This window comes from Streptomyces sp. TOM-9 (assembly GCF_056858595.1).
Window position 1 is genome coordinate 4,159,745 of sequence record NZ_JBXEQB010000001.1, and the last position, 18,939, is coordinate 4,178,683.

14 protein-coding genes are annotated in these 18,939 nt (G+C 73.4%); 5 read left to right on the plus strand and 9 right to left on the minus strand.

What is annotated here, in order from left to right:
• Positions 1–384 precede the first annotated feature (384 nt).
• Together AC1VWI_RS19250 and AC1VWI_RS19255 are read right to left on the minus strand one after the other, a co-directional pair.
• Positions 385–2,964 carry an ABC transporter permease gene (locus AC1VWI_RS19250; RefSeq protein ID WP_499512246.1) on the minus strand — a complete coding sequence of 860 codons (2,580 nt, stop codon included), beginning with the start codon at positions 2,962–2,964 and terminating at the stop codon, positions 385–387.
• Complete coding sequence (locus AC1VWI_RS19255) at positions 2,961–3,749, minus strand: ABC transporter ATP-binding protein (protein WP_499512247.1); 789 nt, start codon at positions 3,747–3,749, stop codon at positions 2,961–2,963. The genes AC1VWI_RS19250 and AC1VWI_RS19255 overlap by 4 nt, the downstream gene beginning before the upstream one ends.
• A 368-nt stretch (positions 3,750–4,117) precedes the next feature.
• On the opposite strand from AC1VWI_RS19255, the gene AC1VWI_RS19260 reads away from it, so the two are divergent.
• Both AC1VWI_RS19260 and AC1VWI_RS19265 read left to right on the plus strand, forming a co-directional pair.
• The gene (locus AC1VWI_RS19260; RefSeq protein ID WP_499512248.1) at positions 4,118–5,602 is read left to right on the plus strand and encodes an MFS transporter; all 1,485 of its coding nucleotides are present in this window, start codon (positions 4,118–4,120) and stop codon (positions 5,600–5,602) included.
• 4 nt (positions 5,603–5,606) lie between these two features.
• Positions 5,607–5,963, plus strand: coding sequence for a hypothetical protein (locus tag AC1VWI_RS19265; protein ID WP_499512249.1), 357 nt, complete (start codon positions 5,607–5,609; stop codon positions 5,961–5,963).
• Here the strand turns inward: AC1VWI_RS19265 and AC1VWI_RS19270 are convergent.
• From AC1VWI_RS19270 to AC1VWI_RS19285, 4 genes are all read right to left on the minus strand, one after another.
• The gene (locus AC1VWI_RS19270) at positions 5,948–6,910 is read right to left on the minus strand and encodes a DivIVA domain-containing protein (RefSeq protein ID WP_499512250.1); all 963 of its coding nucleotides are present in this window, start codon (positions 6,908–6,910) and stop codon (positions 5,948–5,950) included. The genes AC1VWI_RS19265 and AC1VWI_RS19270 overlap by 16 nt on opposite strands.
• 89 nt (positions 6,911–6,999) lie before the next feature.
• Positions 7,000–9,390 (minus strand): SUKH-4 family immunity protein, encoded by a 2,391-nt coding sequence (locus AC1VWI_RS19275; RefSeq protein ID WP_499512251.1) that lies wholly within the window; start codon positions 9,388–9,390, stop codon positions 7,000–7,002.
• Positions 9,391–9,398: 8 nt separating this feature from the next.
• Positions 9,399–10,385, minus strand: a complete 987-nt coding sequence (locus AC1VWI_RS19280) for an HNH endonuclease (protein ID WP_499512252.1) — start codon at positions 10,383–10,385, stop codon at positions 9,399–9,401.
• 77 nt (positions 10,386–10,462) lie between these two features.
• Complete coding sequence (locus AC1VWI_RS19285; RefSeq protein WP_499512253.1) at positions 10,463–11,029, minus strand: hypothetical protein; 567 nt, start codon at positions 11,027–11,029, stop codon at positions 10,463–10,465.
• A 309-nt stretch (positions 11,030–11,338) separates the two neighbouring features.
• Between AC1VWI_RS19285 and AC1VWI_RS19290 the strand changes: the two genes are divergently transcribed.
• Both AC1VWI_RS19290 and AC1VWI_RS19295 read left to right on the plus strand, forming a co-directional pair.
• A complete protein-coding gene (locus AC1VWI_RS19290; RefSeq protein WP_499512254.1) occupies positions 11,339–11,833 on the plus strand; it encodes a YwqJ-related putative deaminase in 495 nt (164 codons plus the stop codon).
• Complete coding sequence (locus tag AC1VWI_RS19295) at positions 11,830–12,309, plus strand: SUKH-3 domain-containing protein (RefSeq protein WP_499512255.1); 480 nt, start codon at positions 11,830–11,832, stop codon at positions 12,307–12,309. The genes AC1VWI_RS19290 and AC1VWI_RS19295 overlap by 4 nt, the downstream gene beginning before the upstream one ends.
• A 649-nt stretch (positions 12,310–12,958) precedes the next feature.
• On the opposite strand, the gene AC1VWI_RS19300 is transcribed toward AC1VWI_RS19295, so the two are convergent.
• The gene (locus AC1VWI_RS19300) at positions 12,959–14,308 is read right to left on the minus strand and encodes a sensor histidine kinase (protein ID WP_499512256.1); all 1,350 of its coding nucleotides are present in this window, start codon (positions 14,306–14,308) and stop codon (positions 12,959–12,961) included.
• A gap of 139 nt (positions 14,309–14,447) precedes the next feature.
• On the opposite strand from AC1VWI_RS19300, the gene ppc reads away from it, so the two are divergent.
• Positions 14,448–17,177: a phosphoenolpyruvate carboxylase gene (gene ppc / locus AC1VWI_RS19305; protein WP_499512257.1), complete on the plus strand. Its 2,730-nt coding sequence runs from the start codon at positions 14,448–14,450 to the stop codon at positions 17,175–17,177.
• An 89-nt stretch (positions 17,178–17,266) separates the two neighbouring features.
• Here the strand turns inward: ppc and AC1VWI_RS19310 are convergent, their stop codons facing one another.
• Positions 17,267–17,869, minus strand: coding sequence for a TetR/AcrR family transcriptional regulator (locus AC1VWI_RS19310; protein ID WP_018559808.1), 603 nt, complete (start codon positions 17,867–17,869; stop codon positions 17,267–17,269).
• 76 nt (positions 17,870–17,945) lie between these two features.
• Positions 17,946–18,935, minus strand: coding sequence for an acyl-CoA desaturase (locus AC1VWI_RS19315; protein ID WP_499512258.1), 990 nt, complete (start codon positions 18,933–18,935; stop codon positions 17,946–17,948).
• Positions 18,936–18,939 lie beyond the last annotated feature (4 nt).

The following is an 18,939-nucleotide window of genomic DNA, read 5'->3' on the forward strand; positions in this document are numbered from 1 at the left end:
GGGTCCGCCGCTCGTCTCCCCCAGCCTTCGGCCGGGGGGAGCACCCCGCCACACCCCCTCCCACGGGATGGGGCGACTGACGGCCGGTGGGGGGGGGTCAGTGGGGCACTTGCGGCAACCCCGGACCGCCTTCTCACCCCCTCCGGCCGTTAGTCGCCTACACGACCGGAGGGGGTGTGGCGGGGTACGCCCCCGGCCGAAGGCTGGGGGCGTACCCCGGTGCGGCACCGACCCCACCCCAACGGAGCGCAGGCCCGCACTGACCGCGCCGGGCAATCGGGAGGGCGGCGGGGAAACCGCCCGCCGCAGGCGCAACGCACCCGCACACGACGACGGCCCCGGGCACGCAAGATGCGTACCCGGGGCCGCTGCGCGCTCCGCGCGCTACTCCGTCGCGATCGCACCCAGCACGTTCATCCGCCCCGCCCGGAACGCCGGCACCAGCGCCGCGACGAGTCCGACGAAGGCCGAGCCGATGAAGACGGTGATGATCGTCGGCCAGGGGATCTCCAGGATCCCGAGCCCCTGGAGCGCCAGCAGCTGCTGGGCCGAGGCGCCCCAGCCCATGCCGAGGCCGAGGCCGAGCACCGCGCCGAAGAGGGCGATGACGATCGACTCCAGGCGGATCATGCGCCGCAGCTGCCGCCGCGACATGCCGATCGCCCGCATGAGGCCGATCTCCCGGGTGCGCTCCACCACCGACAGGGCGAGGGTGTTCACGACGCCCAGGATGGCGACGATGATCGCCAGGGCCAGCAAGCCGTAGATCAGGTTGAGCAGCTGGCCGATCTGGTCCTTGAGCAACTGCTTGTAGTCGGCCTGGTTGCGGACCTGGACCTGCGGGAAGTCGTGCAGCGCCTTCTTCAGCCCGGCGTAGGCCGCGTCCTGCTGCCCGTCCTTGGCGGCGGCGAACATGATGTCGTTGATCGGCATCCGGTCGGCCGGCACGTAGCGCGCCGCGGTCGTGATGTTGGTGTACATCGCGCCCTGGTCGAAGACGGTGTCCGCGGAGGTGATCGCGGCGACCGTCAGCGTGGCGGTCTCGCCGTGCGCGAAGCGGACGGCGAGCTCGTCCCCGAGCTTGACCTTGTGCTTGTCGGCGAAGTTCTCGCCGACCGACATCGCGTTGGCGCCGTAGGCGGCCGACAGCTCGCCGGCGACCGTCTTGACCTGGAGGTCCTGGGCGTACGTCGGGTCCGCGGCGGACAGGGAGGTGTCGGACACCGACCCGTCGGGGGCGGTGAGCTTGACGTCGAGGGACTTGTAGTCGGTGACGTGGGCGAGGTGCGGCGCGGCCTTGATGGCCTGCTCGATCTGCGGCGTGATCGGCTGGCCGCTGTCGGAGGCGATGATGAAGTCCGCACCGACCGACTTGTCGAGCTGGTCGGTCGCCGAGGCCACCATGGAGGAGCCGACCACCGACAGGCCGGCGACGAGCGCGAGGCCGATCATGAGGGCGGCGGCGGTGGCGCCGGTGCGCCGGGGGTTGCGCAGCGCGTTGCGCTCGGCGAGGCGGCCGACCGGGCCGAAGGCCCGCAGGACGCCCGCGCTGATCACCCGGACGACGACACCGGCGAGCAGCGGCCCGACGACCACGAAGCCGACCAGGGTGAGCAGGATGCCGAGGCCGAGGAACATCGAGCCGTCCGCGGCCTTGGTGGCCTGCACGGCGGCGACGAGGGCGGCGGCGCCCGCGAGGGTGAGGACGACGCCGATCGAGGCGCGCACCCTGCCGGCGCGGGCGTCGGCGGGGGTGCCGGCGTCGCGCAGCGCGGCCATCGGGGAGACCTTGCCGGCCCGCCGGGCGGGCAGGTAGGCGGCGAGGACGGTCACCACGACGCCGAGGACGAGCCCGATGACCGGGGTGGAGGCCTTGATCGTCAGGGAGGAGGTGTCGAGGTTCATGCCCGCGCTGCCCATGAGGTTCATGAGCAGGACGGCGAGCCCGACGCCGCCGCCGATGCCGAGCACGGAGCCCACCACGCCGAGGAGCAGGGCCTCGACCAGCACCGAGCGGTTGACCTGGCGGCGGCTGGCGCCGATGGCCCGCATCAGGCCGATCTCCCGGGTGCGCTGGGCGACCAGCATCGAGAAGGTGTTGACGATGAGGAAGACGCCGACGAGGACGGCGATCCCGGCGAAGCCGAGCATCGCGTACTTGATGACGTCGAGGAAGCCGGCGATGTCGTTCTGGTTCTCGGCGGTCCACTCGGCCTGGGTCTGCACCTTGTAGCCGGCGGTGGAGCCGAGGGCGGCGGTGACGTTCTTCTTCAGCTGCTCGTCGCTGACCCCGGGCTTCGCGGTCAGCCCGACGCTGCTGAAGACGTCCTTGGCGCCGAGGAGCTTGGTCTGGGTGGTGGCGGTGTCGAAGTAGAAGATCGCCGCACCGGGGTTGGTGACCTTGAAGGTGGCGATGCCGCTGATCCGGGCCCGGAACTCGCCGGGGATGGCGATCACCCGCAGTTCGTCGCCCAGTTCGAGGTGCTTCTTGTCGGCGGTGTCGGCGTCGACCATCACCTCGGTGGGCCCGCGCGGGGCGTGGCCGGAGGTGACGTCGACCGAACGCAGCTCGGTGGAGTCCCAGTTGGTGCCGATGGTGGGGGCACCCGAGGTCGGGCCGAGGTTCTCCCCGGCGGCGTCGGTGACGGTCAGGGTCTGGCTGTTGGCCTCGCCCGACGCGGACTTGACGCCGTCGACCTCCTTCAGCCGCGCGACGGTGGCGGCGGGCACGGTGGCCGCCTTGGTGGTCATCTGCATCTCGTCGTTGCCGGCCGCGCCCTTGGGCGTGACCGTGACGTCCGAGGCGGTGGCGGCGAAGAGCTTGTCGAAGGTGGACGTCATGGTGTCGGTGAAGACGAGCGTGCCGCAGACGAAGCCCACCGACAGCAGGACGGCGATGGCGGACAGCGCCATGCGTCCCTTGTGCGCGACGAAGTTGCGCATCGAGGTCTTGACGACGGTCACGACGTCCTCCCACGGGCGTCGAAGTCCTTCATGCGCTCCAGGACGGAGTCGGCGGTCGGGTCGCGCATCTCGTCGACGATCCGGCCGTCGGCGAGGTAGAGGACGCGGTCGGCGTACGAGGCGGCGACCGGGTCGTGCGTCACCATGACGATGGTCTGGCCGAGTTCGTCGACCGAGCGGCGCAGGAAGCCGAGGATCTCGGCGCCGGCGCGCGAGTCGAGGTTGCCGGTCGGCTCGTCACCGAAGATGATCTCCGGCCGGGCGGCGAGGGCGCGGGCCACCGCGACGCGCTGCTGCTGACCGCCGGAGAGCTGGCCGGGCCGGTGCTTGAGGCGGCCGGCCAGCCCGACGGTCTCCACGACCCGCTGCAGCCACTGGGGGTCGGCCTTGCGGCCGGCGATGTCCATGGGCAGCGTGATGTTCTCGGCCGCGTTCAGGGTCGGCAGCAGGTTGAAGGCCTGGAAGATGAAGCCGATCTTGTCCCGCCGCAGCTGGGTGAGCTTCTTGTCCTTCAGCTTGGTGATCTCGGTCTCACCGACCCAGATCCGGCCGTCGGTCACGGTGTCGAGACCGGCGAGGCAGTGCATCAGGGTCGACTTGCCGGAGCCGGAGGGCCCCATGATCGCGGTGAAGCGGCCGCGGTCGATGTCGACGTCGACCGCGTCCAGGGCCACGACCCGGGTCTCGCCCGAGCCGTACGCCTTGGTGACCTGACGGGCCCGGGCGGCCACGGCCGTACGTTCTCCGCTGCCCCCGGACTTGGGAATCGATACTGCCGTTGTCACTGGACTGCTCCTGTTCGAGTGGTCGTCGCCGCCGTTTCGGGGCGGGCTGCGTCGCGTACCAAGACTGGCTTCGGGGAGGGGGCCGGAACGATGGTGCGGGTCTCCGTATCGGCCCGGGGGTTAGCCCCACCAGAAGGCTAGGGAGCCCAGGAGGGCTCCCTCGTCCTCCGCCGGTACGAACCGGGGGTAGGAGAAAGTTCGGTGGGACCCCTAGGGGGACTGCACCTTTCGGCGGACCCGGCTCGGGGTCGAGCCTGCAGCCTCCGGTCGCGGGAGGTTCAAGCCCCGCCGTCCGGCCTGCGGGAACCCCCTGTGCGCGCGGGGGCCCGGCATGAAATCGTGTGTCGTACACACAACCAGGGGGTCCCGTGGAGCGCACCGAGCAGCCCGCGACCGCAGCCGCCACCGCTTCCGGGACGGGGCCGCAGCGGCGCGGCCCGGTGGTCGCCGCGCTGATGATGGCCATGGCGCTGGCGGCGATGGACTCCACGATCATCTCCACCGCGGTGCCGCAGATCGTCGGCGAGCTGGGCGGTTTCTCCGTCTTCTCCTGGCTCTTCTCCGGCTACCTGCTCGCGGTCACGGTGACCCTCCCGGTCTACGGCAAGCTCGCCGACACCTTCGGCCGCAAGCCCGTGCTGCTGACCGGCATCGGGATCTTCCTGCTCGGTTCCGTGCTGTGCGCCGGGGCGTGGAACATGGCCGGCCTGATCGCCTTCCGCATCGTGCAGGGGCTCGGCGGCGGCGCCATCCAGGGGACCGTGCAGACGATCGCCGGCGACCTGTACCCGCTCAAGGAGCGCGGCCGCATCCAGGCGGCGATCTCCACGGTCTGGGCGGTCTCCGCCGTCCTCGGGCCGCTGTGCGGCGGGCTGTTCGCCGGCTACGCCAGCTGGCGCTGGATCTTCCTGATCAACCTGCCCGTCGGGGCGGTCGCGCTCCTGCTCATCTCCCGTCATCTGCGCGAGCGGGTCGGCGAGCGGACCCGGCACCGCGTGGACTGGCCCGGCGCGCTGCTGCTCTTCCTCTCCGGCGGGCTGCTGATCACCGGCCTCGTGCAGGGCGGGCCCGCCCGGTGGTGGCTGCTCGGCGGCAGCCTCGTCCTGGGCGCCCTCACCGTGTGGGCCGAGCGCCGGGCCGCCGAGCCGATCATCCCCGGCTGGGTCTGGCGGCGCCGGGTGATCGTCGCCGTCAACCTGGCCCTCGGCATGCTCGGCGTCCTGATGGTGGCCCCGACGGTCTTCCTCCCCACGTACGCCCAGACCGTGCTCGGGCTCGGCCCGATAGCGGCGGGCTTCGTGCTGTCGGTGATGACGCTCAGCTGGCCGCTGTCCGCCGCCCTCAGCAACCGCGTCTACCTGCGCATCGGCTTCCGCAACACCGCCGCCCTGGGCATGGCGGCCGCCACCGTCGTCCTCGTCGTACTGGTGCTGCTCCCGTACGCCGGTCCCGCCTGGCAGCCCACCCTGGTGATGCTGCTGCTCGGTGCCGCCCTCGGGCTCTTCCAGCTCCCCCTGATCGTCGGCGTGCAGTCCACCGTCCCGTGGAGCGAACGGGCCACCGCCACCTCGTCGATCCTCTTCTGCCGCCAGGTCGGCCAGAGCGTCGGCGCGGCCGTCTTCGGCGCCGTCGCCAACGCCACCCTCGCCTCCCGCCTGCACGGCTCCGGCACCGACCTCGACTCCATCGCCGGCGCCGCGCACGTCGACGACCACGTGCGCCGCGCCGTCGCGGCGGCGGTCAACCACGTCTACGCCGGCGCGGCCGTCGCGGCGGTCCTGTCCCTGGCCGCCGTCCTGCTGGTGGCGCCCCGCCGCTTCCCGGTCCTGGAGGAGGACCCGGCGGTACGGTGACGCCGTGGACGCGAAGAGCTACGCGCGCATGCGGGCCATCGCCGCCGAGTTGATGGGGCGCGAGGACACCCGGGCCGTGGAGATCGGCGAGGGCGTCATCACGTTGACGATGCCGCCGCTCAACCGGCACGAGCTGATCGCCCTGCGGCTGCGGCGGCAGATCGAGGCCAGATGGCCGACGATCCGGACTGGGCCGGCCACGCGCGACAAGACTCTGGCCGTCCTCTCCGATCCGGGGCCGGCGCCCGGCGACGACAGCCCCCGTTACCGGGCGCGCCACGACTACGCCTTCGGGGACGCCGTCCCCGTGGGGCCGTGGGTCCTGGACAGCGGGGAGTTCCCCGCCTACGGCGGTTCCTGATCGTCCCCGGGTGAGGGGGAGGGCACGTCGGGGGCGGCGGGGCCCGGTTCCTCCTCGGCGTCGGGGGCCTCGCGCCCGGTGAGGGCGGCGAGGCTGCCACGGACGTGGGCGAGGTGCTCGCGGATCTCCTCCCGGCGGACCTCGTGCTCGCGCAGTTCGCGTTCGGCGGCCAGACGGATGCGCTCCTCCCGCACCCTGGCCTGGGCGAGGAGATCCGCGGCGGCGGCGTCGGCCTCCTCCTGGCGGCGCCGCGCGGCCTCCTCCGTCTCCGCCAGGGCCCGGCGGGCGTCGTCCACCATGGCCTCGGCGTACGAGGTGAGTTCGGCGAGGCGCGAGTCGACCCCGGCCTCGCCCTCAGCGAGTTCGTGCTCCTGGGTGTCGAAGCGCTCGCGGTGCTCCTTCTCCAGTTCGGCGAGCGCCTGTTCGCCCTCCCGCCGCGCGGCGTCGAGCTCCCGGGCGACCTCGTCCCGCAGCAGGCCGGTCTCCTCGCGGGCCTCGCCGAGCACGCGCCCGGCGTCGGCACGGGCCTGCTCCAGCACCTGCTCGGCCTGCTCATCGGTGGTGCCGCGGCGGGCGTGGGCGGCCGCGCGGGCCTCGTCCATGAGGGTGCGGCGGGCGGCCGCGGCCGCGTCGTGCGCGTGCCGGGCCTCCTCCTCGGCCTGTTCGCGTACGGAGGCCGCCTCATCCTCGACCAGCCGCAGCAGGTCCAGTGCGCCCTTCCCGAGGGATTCGTAGGTGGGCGGCGAGAGCGTGGAGACCGCCTCGCGCAGCGCGGCGCACTCCGCGGTCATCTCGTTGGCCAGGACGGTGAGCCGCGCGGCACGCTCCCAGGCAGCGTCGCGGTCCTCGGACAGCTCCTCCAGGAAGCGGTCGACCTGTTCGGTGCGGTACCCGCGGCCACGGACGGTGGCGAAGCCGTGGCCGCCGCGGGGGTGTGCCGTACTCATACCCCTATTCTCGGGGATTTGCCGGATTTACCCATAACGCGACACTCCGACCGGTCCGCAGACCAGCCGGAGCGACGCCGTACGGGGACCTAGAGCATCCCGTCCCACATCTGCTCGATCAGCACCGGCCACCAGTGCTCGGGCGACGCCACCGCCGCCGGGTCGAGCGCGGCCAGCTGGTTCTGGAAGTCGACCGTCCAGCGGCCTGCCTGCTCGGGCGTCAGGCCGAGCCGCCAGCGCCACATCTTCCCGAGCAGTGCCAGGCAGCGGACGAACTCCGGCAGGCTGGTGTTGACGAACTGCGGCACGGGAGCCGTACCGCCCGGCCCGGCCTCCAGCGGCACCGCGACGATGTGCGCCGTGCCGTACTGCACGCACAGCTGGCGGCCGAAGTCATTGCCCATCACCAGGTACGAGCCCGCGTCCGGGGCCGGCTGCACGCCGCGCTCGGCCGCCAGCTCCGCCAGGGTCGGCACCGGCCGCCCCGGCTGGGCCTGCGCCCAGAAGAACGGCCCGAAGTCCACCGGCAGCCCGGACCAGGTGAGCGTCTGCGCGACAAGGTCCGGCACGCCCTGGCGGGCGACCGCCCGCTGGTCGAAGCGGAACACGCCCTGCGGCCCGAAGGACTGCGCCAGTTCCTGCCCGATCGCGTCCAGCGGGACCGGGGGGACCCGCTGGACCTGGTGCGGCTCGGGCAGCGGCACCCGGTGCGGGTGCGCGTGCGCCGGGGCGCTCGCCACCTGGTGCAGCTCGCCGAGGTGCGTCAGCAGGTGCTGCACGCCCGCGCGACGGCTCGCGTGGTCCTTGCCGTAGGGGGCGGTACTGCTGATCCGCACCTGGGGCCAGGTCTCGCGGATCATCCGGGCGCAGTAGCCGCCCGGCAGGTCGCACGACTCCAGCTCCGTGTGCAGCTCCAGCACCGCCTGCGGCGGCACGCCGAGGGCGCGCAGCTCGTGCAGGATCTGCCACTCCGGGTGCGGCGTACCGGGTGCGGAGCGGCGCATCAGCTGCTGTTCCGAGCCGTCCTGCGCGCGGTAGCGGAGCACGGCCAGGTAGCCGGGGCCGACCGTGGGCACCCCGGTGGGCGGCTGCGGCTGGGCCTGCGGCTGCTGGGGGTAGCCGTACGCCGGGGGCTGCGGCGGCGCCGCGACCGGACCGGGCGGCGGCGGGGGCGGGGGCGGTGCCGACGCCCCGGCGGCGCCGTCCGGGCGGGACAGCATCGTCGCGGCCTGGTGCACGTCCCCGGCCGCCGGCCGGTCGTTCGCGGGGAGCTGCTGCACCAATTGCGTGGGCACGTACCCGGCAGCCGGGGTGCCGGGCACGCCCGGACCGGGCGGCGGCGCGGGCGGTCCGGGCGGTCCGGGAGGGCCGGCCTTCGAGGTCTCGGCGGCGGACACGTCGGCGGCGCCGCGGCCGGGACCGGGCGGCGGCGGGGGCGGCGGCGGAGGCGGGCCGTCCGGGCGGGACAGCATCGTCGCGGCCTGGTGCACGTCCCCGGGGCCGGGCCTGGCGGGGGTGGAAGGCGCGGGCGGCGGCGGGGGCGGGCCCTGCTGGGCCACCGGCGGCGGGGGCGGCGGGGCCACGGCCGGACCGCCGAACGGGGAGGGCGGGGGCCCCGGCGGCGGGGGCGTGGACGAGCCGCCCGGGTAGCCGTAGGCGCCGGGCCCGGGGGCCGGTGGGGGCGGCGGAGGCGGGGGCGGCGTGCCGCCGCCGGCGACGGGGTAGCCGTAACCGCCCTGCGCCTGGGGCCCCGGCAGCGGCGTCCCGGCCTCCGCCACACCGGGCAGCCGCTCGGTGCTGGCCTCGGCGCTCGTCATCGGCGGCGGGGTGTGGGCGTCGTCCGAGTCGCTGATCGGCGGCGCGTAGACGGTCGCCGGCGGCGGCACGGACGCCCCCGCTCCCTGGCTGTCGTTGGCGTCCCGCCACGCGGCGGGCGGCGGGGTGGGCGCGCCGCCGTACGGGGTCGGCATCGGCGGGGTCGGGGTCGGGACGTACGGCTGGGTGGGCGTGGCGGGACCGGGCGTGGTGACCGGGGCCGGGGCGCGCGGCGGTGTGGGGACGGTCTCGGCCAGGGCGCCGTCCGGAACGTCACGGCGGTCGGGGATGCCGAGCCGGTCGGCGGCGTCCTGCAGCCACTGCGGCGGGCTCAGCAGGAAGGACGTCGCCTCCAGGTCGATCCGCTTGGGCCGCTCCGGCACGGCGTCCGCGACCGCGCCGGCCGCGGCGCCGTAGACCTCCTCCCAGCGGCGGATGATCTCGCCCACGGACAGCGCGGGCCAGAGCGTGGCGTCGCCGCTGTCCCGGGCGATGACGATGCGGGTCTCCCCGTCGTCCGAGGTCGGGCCGCCGTCCCTCGGCTCGGACCAGACCACGAAGCCCCGGTCGAACTCCCGCACCTGCACCTCACGTGCGAGGTAGGCCGGGACGTCGGCGTTGATCCACCGCTCGGCGCGTTCCTGCGCCTGCGCGAACGTGACCATGTCCTGCCTCACCCCTCCACCGGGACGGCACGGGCGAAGCCGCCGTCCACCATCAGGTTCGCCACCGTCTCCAGCTCCGGCGGGTCGCCGGCGAGCGCGGCCAGGAAGGCGTCGAAGTCCTCGCCGCAGGGCAGCAGCAGCCCGGTGACCCGCTCCTCGGTGGAGCCGAAGGCGCCGTCGGCGTCCCGCACGTCGTCGTACGGGCACAGCCACATGGAACCCAGGTCGGCGCCGCGCGCCTTCACGGCGAGCACACCGCCCTGGACGTAGGAGATCGCCAGGTAGTCCTTGGTGAGGTGGTCCCGCAGGCACTTGTTGACGTAGCCGAGGTCGTTGGCCGCCGCCTCGTCCCGCACGGTGAAGAAGGGCTGGTCGACCAGGAGTCCCAGCATGGGCAGCAGGGCGACACCGCGCGGTGCGCTGCCGCCCGCCGCCTTGAGGAAGGTGCGGTACGCGCCGGGCAGCCGGTAGCCGAGCTCCTCCTCGACGTCCCGGACCTGCTGCTCGGTGACGGCGACCCCGTCCTTGCGTACGCCGAAGTGGACCGGCCGGGTCTCCTGGAGCGGCCGGGTACCGCGCTTGTCGTGGTCGGCGGAGGCGGTGGTGGCCAGGCCCCCGTGGTGCCGCAGCAACGACTTGACCTCGGCGGGGATCAGCTCCAGACGACGGCTGCCGGCGACGTGGTGCCAGCTCCACCCGTGCGGCGTGGCGACGGGGGACAGGCTGCCCCACAGCTCGTGACCGGCGGCGTGCTGCGCGGCGTTGGCCGACACGTAGTCGGTCAGCCGGAGTTCGTCGATTCCGAAGCCGTCCGGCGGTTCGGCGATCTCGGCCGCCGCGCGGGCGTACGGCGAGAAGTCGGGGAAGCCGCGCTCGTCCACGCGTACGCCCTGCGGGTGGCGGGCGCGCCGCACCGGGTCCGGGAAGTGCACGATCTGACCGGCGTAAGCCGCGTTCGGTGGCGCGGCCCGATACCCGGGCCGACCTGTCGTCATTGCCGATGCCCCCATGCTGGATCCGGTGTTGGGCACAGCCTATGGGGTGTGGCAAGAGGCGCTTGAGCTGGTTCCGGTCACGGCTGGACGGCGGCCGCGGCGAGCTTCCCGTGCTGGGCGCGTGCGACGGCCGGGGGCGGTCCCCCGGGGTCCCCGGACGGCTTGACCGTGACGTAGGTGGCCGTGCTGCCCCCGGTGCGCACGACGGTGACGGTGGCGGTGCCTCGCGTGGCGTCGGCGGTGTCGGTCATCACGTAGGCGACCGCCTCGTCGCCCACCGCGGGGGCCCGCACGGGACGGACGGCGAAGTGCCGGGCGCGTCCCTCCCCGTCCGTCGTCCCGAAGGAACGGCACTGCCTCAGGGCGGCGGTGATCCCGGCGACGACCTCGCCCGCCTCGCCGGGCCGGTGCGCGGCGAGCAGCAGCAGGTCCAGCCCGCCGTCACCGCCGAGCGCCCCGCGCCTGGTGACGGCGGCCGTCACCTGGGCCGTGCGCGGCCGGACGGGACGGCTGCTCACGGGGTCGGACAGGGGACGGCACCCGGGCCGGTCCGCGGTCAGCGCCTCCTCGGGGACAGGCACGCCCGCGCCGCCCGTCACCACGTAACCGGGCACATCGGCGGAGGTGATCAGCGCCGCCTTCAACCGGGCCGCGGTGAGCGCGCGTTGTGCCCCTCTCGTGGAGGCCGTGGTCGAATCCCGGCCGTTCTCCGTGGGCTTGGCCCTCCCGTCCGACCCGGCGCTACTATCCGTACAACCAATGGCCAACGCAAGGAGCACCGCTGCGGCAGCACACCGGACGACGATACGCATCTCCCCACAGTGCCGTGACATCCGGCACAAAGTAAACCTCTCACCTCACAACCGACTTCCGTAACGCCTTGTCCGTTTGGCAGTCTTACGCACATAGGGGGACGTCCTCGACGCGAGGACGGATCGGAGGGCCGTACGAAGATGCTGACGAGAGACGCCGCGGATCCGCGGCTCAACTGGGGAGCCGACGAAGCGCCCGCGCCACCGGCGCTGCGCCATCGGCGCGACGGGATCCTGCCGGCGGTCGCCGCCGCGCTCTCCGTCAAGGACGAGGTCCTCACCTGCACCGGCGCCAAGGCGGACCAGCCGCCCCCGCTCCACCCGCTCGTCCAGGACGTCCTCGACGCCCTCCCCGTCGCCCAGCGTGAGCGCTTCACCGGGCGATGTCCCGAGCCGGTGCTGCTGTCCCGCCACCTCACCACCGTCGACGGCGCCCGCAGCAAACGCGCCGCGCGCAAGCCGCTCACGAACGGCGAGGCCCGCAAGGCCCTCAAGGGTGCCAAGCTCACCGCCCGCCGCATACGCGAGGACGGCGACCCCGCCCACGGCACCTACACCCCGCCCTGCCGCTCCTGCGAGGCGCTGCTCGCCCACTTCGGCGTCCGCGCCTTCGACCCGGGAGCCGACGCCGAATGAACTCGACCCGCTTCCCCGTCGGCGTCGACGTGGCCCTGCGCGCCGCCGGCTGGCAGCCCGGCCGCTGGGACATCCGGCAGGCCGAGGTCTGGGCCGACACGCTCCGCGCCTACGTCTCCCCCGGCGGCCACCGCCACAGCGTCTTCCCCGCCGCCGTCGAGGCCTGGGCCGAGTTCGGCGGCCTCACCGTGCCGGCCGTCACCTCCCCCGGCCGCCACGTCGCACCCAGCACGGTCCGCGTCGACCCGCTCCACGGGCTGCACCTCGCGCGCACCCTCGGCGACCTCGGCAGCGCGCTCGACACGGAGGTCGCACCGCTCGGGGAGGAGTCCGCGGGCCACGGGCAGCTCGCGATCGACGCGGAGGGGCGCGTCTACTGCCTCGACCACACCGGCGACTACTACCTGGGCCCGACCATCGACGCGGCCCTGGGCGCCCTCACGACGGGCTCCCGTCCCCACCGCCTCACGACCTGACCGCGCCCGCCGGTTCGTTGTTGTGGGGGGTGCCCCTTGCGGCCCGTCGTTGTGCGCGTACGCGTTGCGGCCGCGCGGTGACCTGGTTGCGGGTCGGCCTCGCCGGAGGCTGGGGGCACCCCCAGCGGTAGCTGGGGGAGGGTTGGCGCAACCTCACAGCGGCGCCGCACCTGCCCGGTGGCTGGGGTTTCGTCGGCGTGTGCACGCCGGTGGTGGGGGTGTGCCAACCCTCCCCCAGCCTCCGGCCGGGGGGGAACCCCCATGCCTTGCGGAACGACTTCCCACAACCCCCACCTCGTCCGGCCGTTGGTCGCCCGGCGATACGGAGGGGGCGGGGTTGTTGGGGGCACCCCCGGCCGAAGGCTGGGGGAGGGTGGGCGTTCTGGACGCTGACGTGTATGTGTTGTGCGGCACAGACGGCACGACCTGGACCGCCCGCCATGCACATAAATATGCGGTACGGAATGCCCAGCCCCGGAGGCCCCGACCCCGGCCCACCACACACGCGCGCAGGCCCGCACCAACCGCGCCGGATGGGGGTCCCCCCGGCCGAAGGCTGGGGGAGGGCGGGTGGGCGGGGGATGCCCGCCGCAGGCGCAAACAACCCGCGCACAACCACCGGCCGCAACCACGACCCCGGGCCGTACCGCTAGGCGGGAAGCATTGCGGAGACGCGGAACCCGCCCTCGTGGGTCGTGCCGGCGGCGAACCCCCCGCCGAGCGCCGTGACGCGCTCCTTCATGCCGACCAGCCCGTTGCCCCCGCTGGGCAGCACCAGCGCGGGCGCCCCGTCGGAGGGCCCGTTCTGCACCAGGACCGCGACCTCCGCCTCGCGGTAGGCGAGGCGGATGCGGGCCCACGCGCCGGGCGCGTGCTTGTGGACGTTGGTGAGCGCCTCCTGCACGACGCGGTAGACCGTGGCCTCGACCCGCGCCGCCAGCGGACGCTCCTCCCCCTCCACCGTGAGCTCGACGTCCATCCCGGTGGCACGCGACTCGTCGAGCAGCCGCCTGAGCTCGGCCAGGCACGGCCCCTGCTCGTCCTCCGTCTCGGCGTCCCCGGTCGCGGCCGCGACCGGGGACGGGGCGGGCGCAATCGTTTCCGCAGCGGCCACGACACGGACCGCCGCACCCGCCGACGCCGCCCGCGCCGCCGTCACCGGCTCCGCCCGCAGGACGCCCAGCATCTCGCGCAGTTCGTTGAGCGCCTGCCGGCCCATGTCCCCGAGGAGCTGCGCGCTGGCCGAGGCCTTCTCGGGGTCCTTGACGGCGATCGCCTGCAGCGCGGCCGCGTGCACGACCATGAGGCTCACCCGGTGTGCGACGACGTCGTGCATCTCGCGCGCGATGCGGGTGCGCTCCTCCATGCGGGCACGCTCCGCGGAGCTCGTGGCCGTCTCGGCCAGCAGGGACAGCTCCCGCTCCAGGCCGTCCGCCCGTTCCCGCAGGCTCTCCACGAGCCGGCGCCGGGCGCCGACGTACAGGCCCAGCAGCACCGGCGGCGCGGTGACGCCGACCGCCGCGAGCACGGAGGTGAGGACGACCACGGCCAGCGGCGCGTGGTACGCCGCGCCGCCGAGGTCACCGTGCATCTCCAGGAAGGTGACGATCAGCATGCCGAGCATGGTCATCCCCGACAGCACCGCGATGATCCGCCGCGGTACGTCGGAGGCGGCCAGGGTGTAGAGGCCCACGATGCTCAGCAGGATGCCCATCTGGGCCGGTGTGACGGCGATGGAGACCAGGACGACCAGGACCGGCCAGCGCCTGCGGAGCACCAGCACCGAGCCGACCAGCAGGCCGAACAGACCCGTGACGACCGGCGAGACCCCGGACTTCTCGGCGAAGGCCGCGCCTTCCAGGAGGCATTCCACGGCCGAGACGAAGGCCAGGGACACGTCGAGCACCATGCTGCGCCGCCTGGGCCACCACCACGGCCCGGCGACCACCCGGCTTCGTCCGCCGGCCCCGTCCGGTACGTACTCCCCCGTCGTACTCATACGGACCAGCCTAGACGCGACGGTGTCCGCCTGGCGGTCAGCCCCGGTCCGTGGGGCGGCCCCGACCTATCCTTGTGCCGTCGGACAGCGCGGTCCGGACAATGCCGCCGACCATTCCACTGCACGAGGAGCCGCACCTGTGAGCAGCGCCGACAACACCACCGGCAGCGCCCCCCTCCGCGCGGACATCCGCCGCCTGGGAGACCTCCTCGGCGGGACGCTCGTCCGGCAGGAGGGCCCGGAGCTCCTCGATCTCGTCGAGAGGGTGCGGGCGCTGACCCGCAGCGACGGCGAGGCCGCCGCCGCCCTGCTCGGCGAGACCGATCTGGAGACCGCGGCCAAGCTGGTACGGGCGTTCTCCACCTACTTCCACCTCGCCAACGTCACCGAGCAGGTGCACCGGGGCCGTGAGCTGCGTTCCCGCAGGGCGGCCGACGGCGGGCTGCTGGCCCGTACGGCCGACCTGCTCAAGGACGCCGACCCGGAGCACCTGCGGCAGACCGTGCGCAACCTCAACGTGCGTCCGGTCTTCACCGCCCACCCGACCGAGGCGGCCCGCCGCAGCGTGCTGAACAAGCTGCGGGTGATCGCCGCCCTGCTGGACGAGTCCGTCGAGGCGGGCGGGGACCGCCGCCGCAGCGACCTGCGTCTGGCGGAGAACATCGACCTGCTCTGGCAGACCGACGAACTGCGTGTCGTGCGCCCCGAGCCCGCCGACGAGGCGCGCAACGCCATCTACTACCTGGACGAGCTGCACGCGGGCGCGGTCGGCGACGTGCTGGAGGACCTGGCGGTCGAGCTGGAGCGGGTCGGTGTGCCGCTGCCCGCGGAGACCCGCCCGCTGACCTTCGGCACCTGGATCGGCGGCGACCGGGACGGCAACCCCAACGTCACCCCGCAGGTCACCTGGGACGTGCTGATCCTGCAGCACGAGCACGGCATCACCGACGCCCTGGAGCTGGTCGACGACCTGCGCGCGGCGCTGTCCAACTCGATCCGCAACTCGGGCGCCTCGCCGGAGCTGCTGGCCGACCTGGAGCAGGACCTGCAGCGCCTCCCGGAGATCAGCCCCCGCTACAAGCGGCTGAACGCGGAGGAGCCCTACCGCCTCAAGGCCACCTGCATCCGGCAGAAGCTGCTCAACACCCGGGAGCGGCTGGCCAAGGGCACACCGCACGTGCCCGGCCGCGACTACCTCGGCACCGGCGGCCTCCTGGCCGACCTGCGTCTGGTGCAGGACTCGCTGCGCGCCAACCGCGGTGAGCTGATCGCGGACGGCCGTCTGGACCGCACCATCCGCACGCTGGCCGCCTTCGGTCTTCAGCTGGCCACGATGGACGTCCGCGAGCACGCCGACGCCCACCACCACGCCCTCGGCCAGCTCTTCGACCGGCTCGGCGAGGAGTCCTGGCGGTACGCGGACATGCCGCGGGACTACCGGCGCAGGCTGCTCGCCAAGGAGCTGCGCTCGCGGCGGCCGCTGGCGCCGTCCCCGGCGCCGCTGGATGCGGCGGGGGCGAAGACGCTGGGCGTCTTCGACACGGTGCGGGAGTCCTTCGAGCGGTTCGGGCCCGAGGTGGTCGAGTCGTACATCATCTCGATGTGCCTGGGCTCCGACGACGTCTTCGCGGCGGCGGTGCTGGCCCGCGAGGCCGGGCTGATCGACCTGCACGCGGGGATCGCCAAGATCGGCATCGTGCCGCTGCTGGAGACCACCGACGAGCTGAAGGTCGCCGACAGGCTGCTCGACGAGATGCTCTCCGACCCCTCGTACCGCAAGCTCGTCTCGCTCCGCGGCGACGTGCAGGAGGTCATGCTCGGCTACAGCGACAGCTCCAAGTTCGGCGGCATCACCACCTCGCAGTGGGAGATCCACCGGGCGCAGCGGAGCCTGCGCGACGTGGCGCACCGCCACGGGGTGCGGCTGCGGCTCTTCCACGGCCGCGGCGGCACCGTCGGCCGGGGCGGCGGCCCGACGCACGACGCGATCCTGGCGCAGCCGTGGGGCACGCTGGAGGGTGAGATCAAGGTGACCGAGCAGGGCGAGGTCATCTCCGACAAGTACCTGATCCCGTCCCTGGCGAGGGAGAACCTGGAGCTGACGGTCGCGGCCACGCTGCAGGCCTCGGCGCTGCACACCGCGCCCCGCCAGTCCGAGGAGGCGCTGTCCCGCTGGGACGCGGCCATGGACGTGGTCTCCGACGCCGCGCACTCCGCTTACCGGCGGCTGGTGGAGGACCCGGACCTGCCCGCGTACTTCTTCGCCTCCACCCCCGTGGACCAGCTGGCCGAACTGCACCTGGGCTCGCGCCCCTCGCGCCGCCCGGACAGCGGGGCGGGCCTGGACGGGCTGCGGGCCATCCCGTGGGTGTTCGGCTGGACGCAGTCGCGGCAGATCGTGCCGGGCTGGTACGGCGTCGGCTCGGGCCTGAAGGCCGCCCGCGAGGCGGGCCGGGAGGCGGACATCGCCGAGGCGTACGAGCAGTGGCACTTCTTCCGGAACTTCCTGTCCAACGTCGAGATGACGCTGGCCAAGACCGACCTGCGGATCGCCGAGCACTACGTCGGCACCCTGGTGCCCGACGGACTCAAGCACGTCTTCGACGTCATCAAGGCCGAGCACGAGCTGACGGTCGCCGAGGTGCTGCGGATCACCGGTGAGGCGAAGCTGCTGGACGCGCAACCGGTGCTCCAGCAGACCTTCCGGATCCGGGACGCCTACCTCGACCCGATCTCCTACCTCCAGGTGGCGCTGCTGCACCGGCAGCGCGAGGCCGCCGCCCGCGGCGAGGAGCCCGACCCGCTGCTCGCCCGCGCGCTGCTGCTGACGGTGAACGGCGTGGCGGCCGGCCTGCGCAACACCGGCTGACCACCCGCGGCAGGTCATGACGAAGGGCGGTGCCCCCCGCGGCGGGGGGCACCGCCCTTCGTCCTGTGCGTGCGGAGCGGGGCGCGGCGTCAGTTCTTGCGGTGGCCGATCAGCCGCGGCCTGGGCTCGAGCCCGGACAGGCCGTTCCAGGAGAGGTTCACCAGGTGTGCGGCGACCTCCGCCTTCTTGGGCTTCTGGGCGTCCAGCCACCACTGCCCGGTGAGCGCCACCATCCCGACCAGCGCCTGCGCGTAGAGCGGGGCGAGCTTGGCGTCGAAGCCGCGCTGCTTGAACTCCATGCCCAGGATGTCCTCCACCTGGGTGGCGATGTCGCTGATCAGTGAGGCGAAGGTGCCGGTGGACTGGGCGACGGGCGAGTCCCGCACGAGGATCCGGAAGCCGTCGGTGTACTGCTCGATGTAGTCCAGCAGCGCGAAGGCCGCCTGTTCCAGCAGTTCGCGTGGATGGCCACCGGTGAGGGCACCGGTGACCATGTCGAGCAGGCACCGCATCTCGCGGTCCACGACGACGGCGTAGAGGCCCTCCTTGCCGCCGAAGTGCTCGTACACGACGGGCTTGGAGACGCCCGCCTTGTGCGCGATCTCCTCGACGGAGGTGCCCTCGAAACCGCGTTCGGCGAAGAGCGTGCGCCCCACGTCGAGGAGTTGCTCGCGGCGCTCCTTGCCCGTCATGCGGACCCGTCGGGCACGCCGCGACGGCGTACCCTCGCTGCCCCTGCTGCTGCTTCTGCCGTCGCTCACCCGTCAATCATGCCGCTTCGCTGACGCTCTCCTTACGGCGGGCGGCGATCCGGTCAGCGGTCGGCCACCGTACGTCACTGGCCCACCCGAGCAGTTCGAACCAGCGGATGATGCGGGCGCTGGAGTCGACCTGGCCGCGGAGCACGCCGTGCCGGGCGGAGGTGGGGTCGGCGTGGTGGAGGTTGTGCCAGGACTCGCCGCAGGACAGCACGGCCAGCCACCAGACGTTGCCGGACTTGTCGCGGGAGCGGAAGGGCCGCTTGCCGACCGCGTGGCAGATCGAGTTGATCGACCAGGTGACGTGGTGCAGCAGGGCCACACGGACCAGGGAGCCCCAGAAGAAGGCGGTGGCGGCGCCGGTCCACGACATCGTCGCCAGGCCGCCGATCAGCGGCGGGAGCAGCAGCGAGACGGACGTCCAGAGCCAGAAGTCACGGCTGATCCGGCGGATCGCCGGGTCCTTGATCAGATCGGGGGCGTACTTGTGCTGGGGGGTCTGCTCCTCGTCGAACAACCAGCCCATGTGGGCCCACCACAGGCCCTTCATCAGGGCGGGGACGGTCTCGCCGTAGCGCCAGGGGCTGTGCGGGTCGCCGTCGGCGTCGGAGAACTTGTGGTGCTTGCGGTGGTCGGCGACCCACCGCACGACCGGTCCCTCGACGGCCATCGACCCGGCGATCGCCAGGGCGATCTTCAGCGGGCGGTTGGCCTTGAAGGAGCCGTGGGTGAAGTGGCGGTGGAAGCCGATGGTGATGCCGTGACAGCCGAGGTAGTACATCCCCACCATCAGGCCGAGGTCGAGCCAGCTCAGGCCCCATCCCCACGCGAGCGGGATCGCCGCGACGAGGGCGAGGAAGGGGATGCCGATGAAGAGTCCGAGGGTGATCTGCTCGAGTGACTGCTTCTTGTCACCACCGAGCGTGGCACGGGGAAGCGGGGCCCCGGAGCCGGCCCCGGGTTCCGGGGACTCGGTGATCACGTCGGTCTGTGTGGTCATGGTG

Excerpts from the sequence above, each read along its gene's own strand:
- AC1VWI_RS19270 (WP_499512250.1), bottom strand. The coding sequence starts at position 6,910 with ATGAGTACGGCACACCCCCGCGGCGGCCACGGCTTCGCCACCGTCCGT.
- AC1VWI_RS19275 (WP_499512251.1), bottom strand. The coding sequence starts at position 9,390 with ATGGTCACGTTCGCGCAGGCGCAGGAACGCGCCGAGCGGTGGATCAAC.
- AC1VWI_RS19280 (WP_499512252.1), bottom strand. The coding sequence starts at position 10,385 with ATGACGACAGGTCGGCCCGGGTATCGGGCCGCGCCACCGAACGCGGCT.
- AC1VWI_RS19290 (WP_499512254.1), top strand. The coding sequence starts at position 11,339 with ATGCTGACGAGAGACGCCGCGGATCCGCGGCTCAACTGGGGAGCCGAC.
- AC1VWI_RS19295 (WP_499512255.1), top strand. The coding sequence starts at position 11,830 with ATGAACTCGACCCGCTTCCCCGTCGGCGTCGACGTGGCCCTGCGCGCC.
- AC1VWI_RS19300 (WP_499512256.1), bottom strand. The coding sequence starts at position 14,308 with ATGAGTACGACGGGGGAGTACGTACCGGACGGGGCCGGCGGACGAAGC.
- AC1VWI_RS19310 (WP_018559808.1), bottom strand. The coding sequence starts at position 17,869 with ATGACGGGCAAGGAGCGCCGCGAGCAACTCCTCGACGTGGGGCGCACG.
- AC1VWI_RS19315 (WP_499512258.1), bottom strand. The coding sequence starts at position 18,935 with ATGACCACACAGACCGACGTGATCACCGAGTCCCCGGAACCCGGGGCC.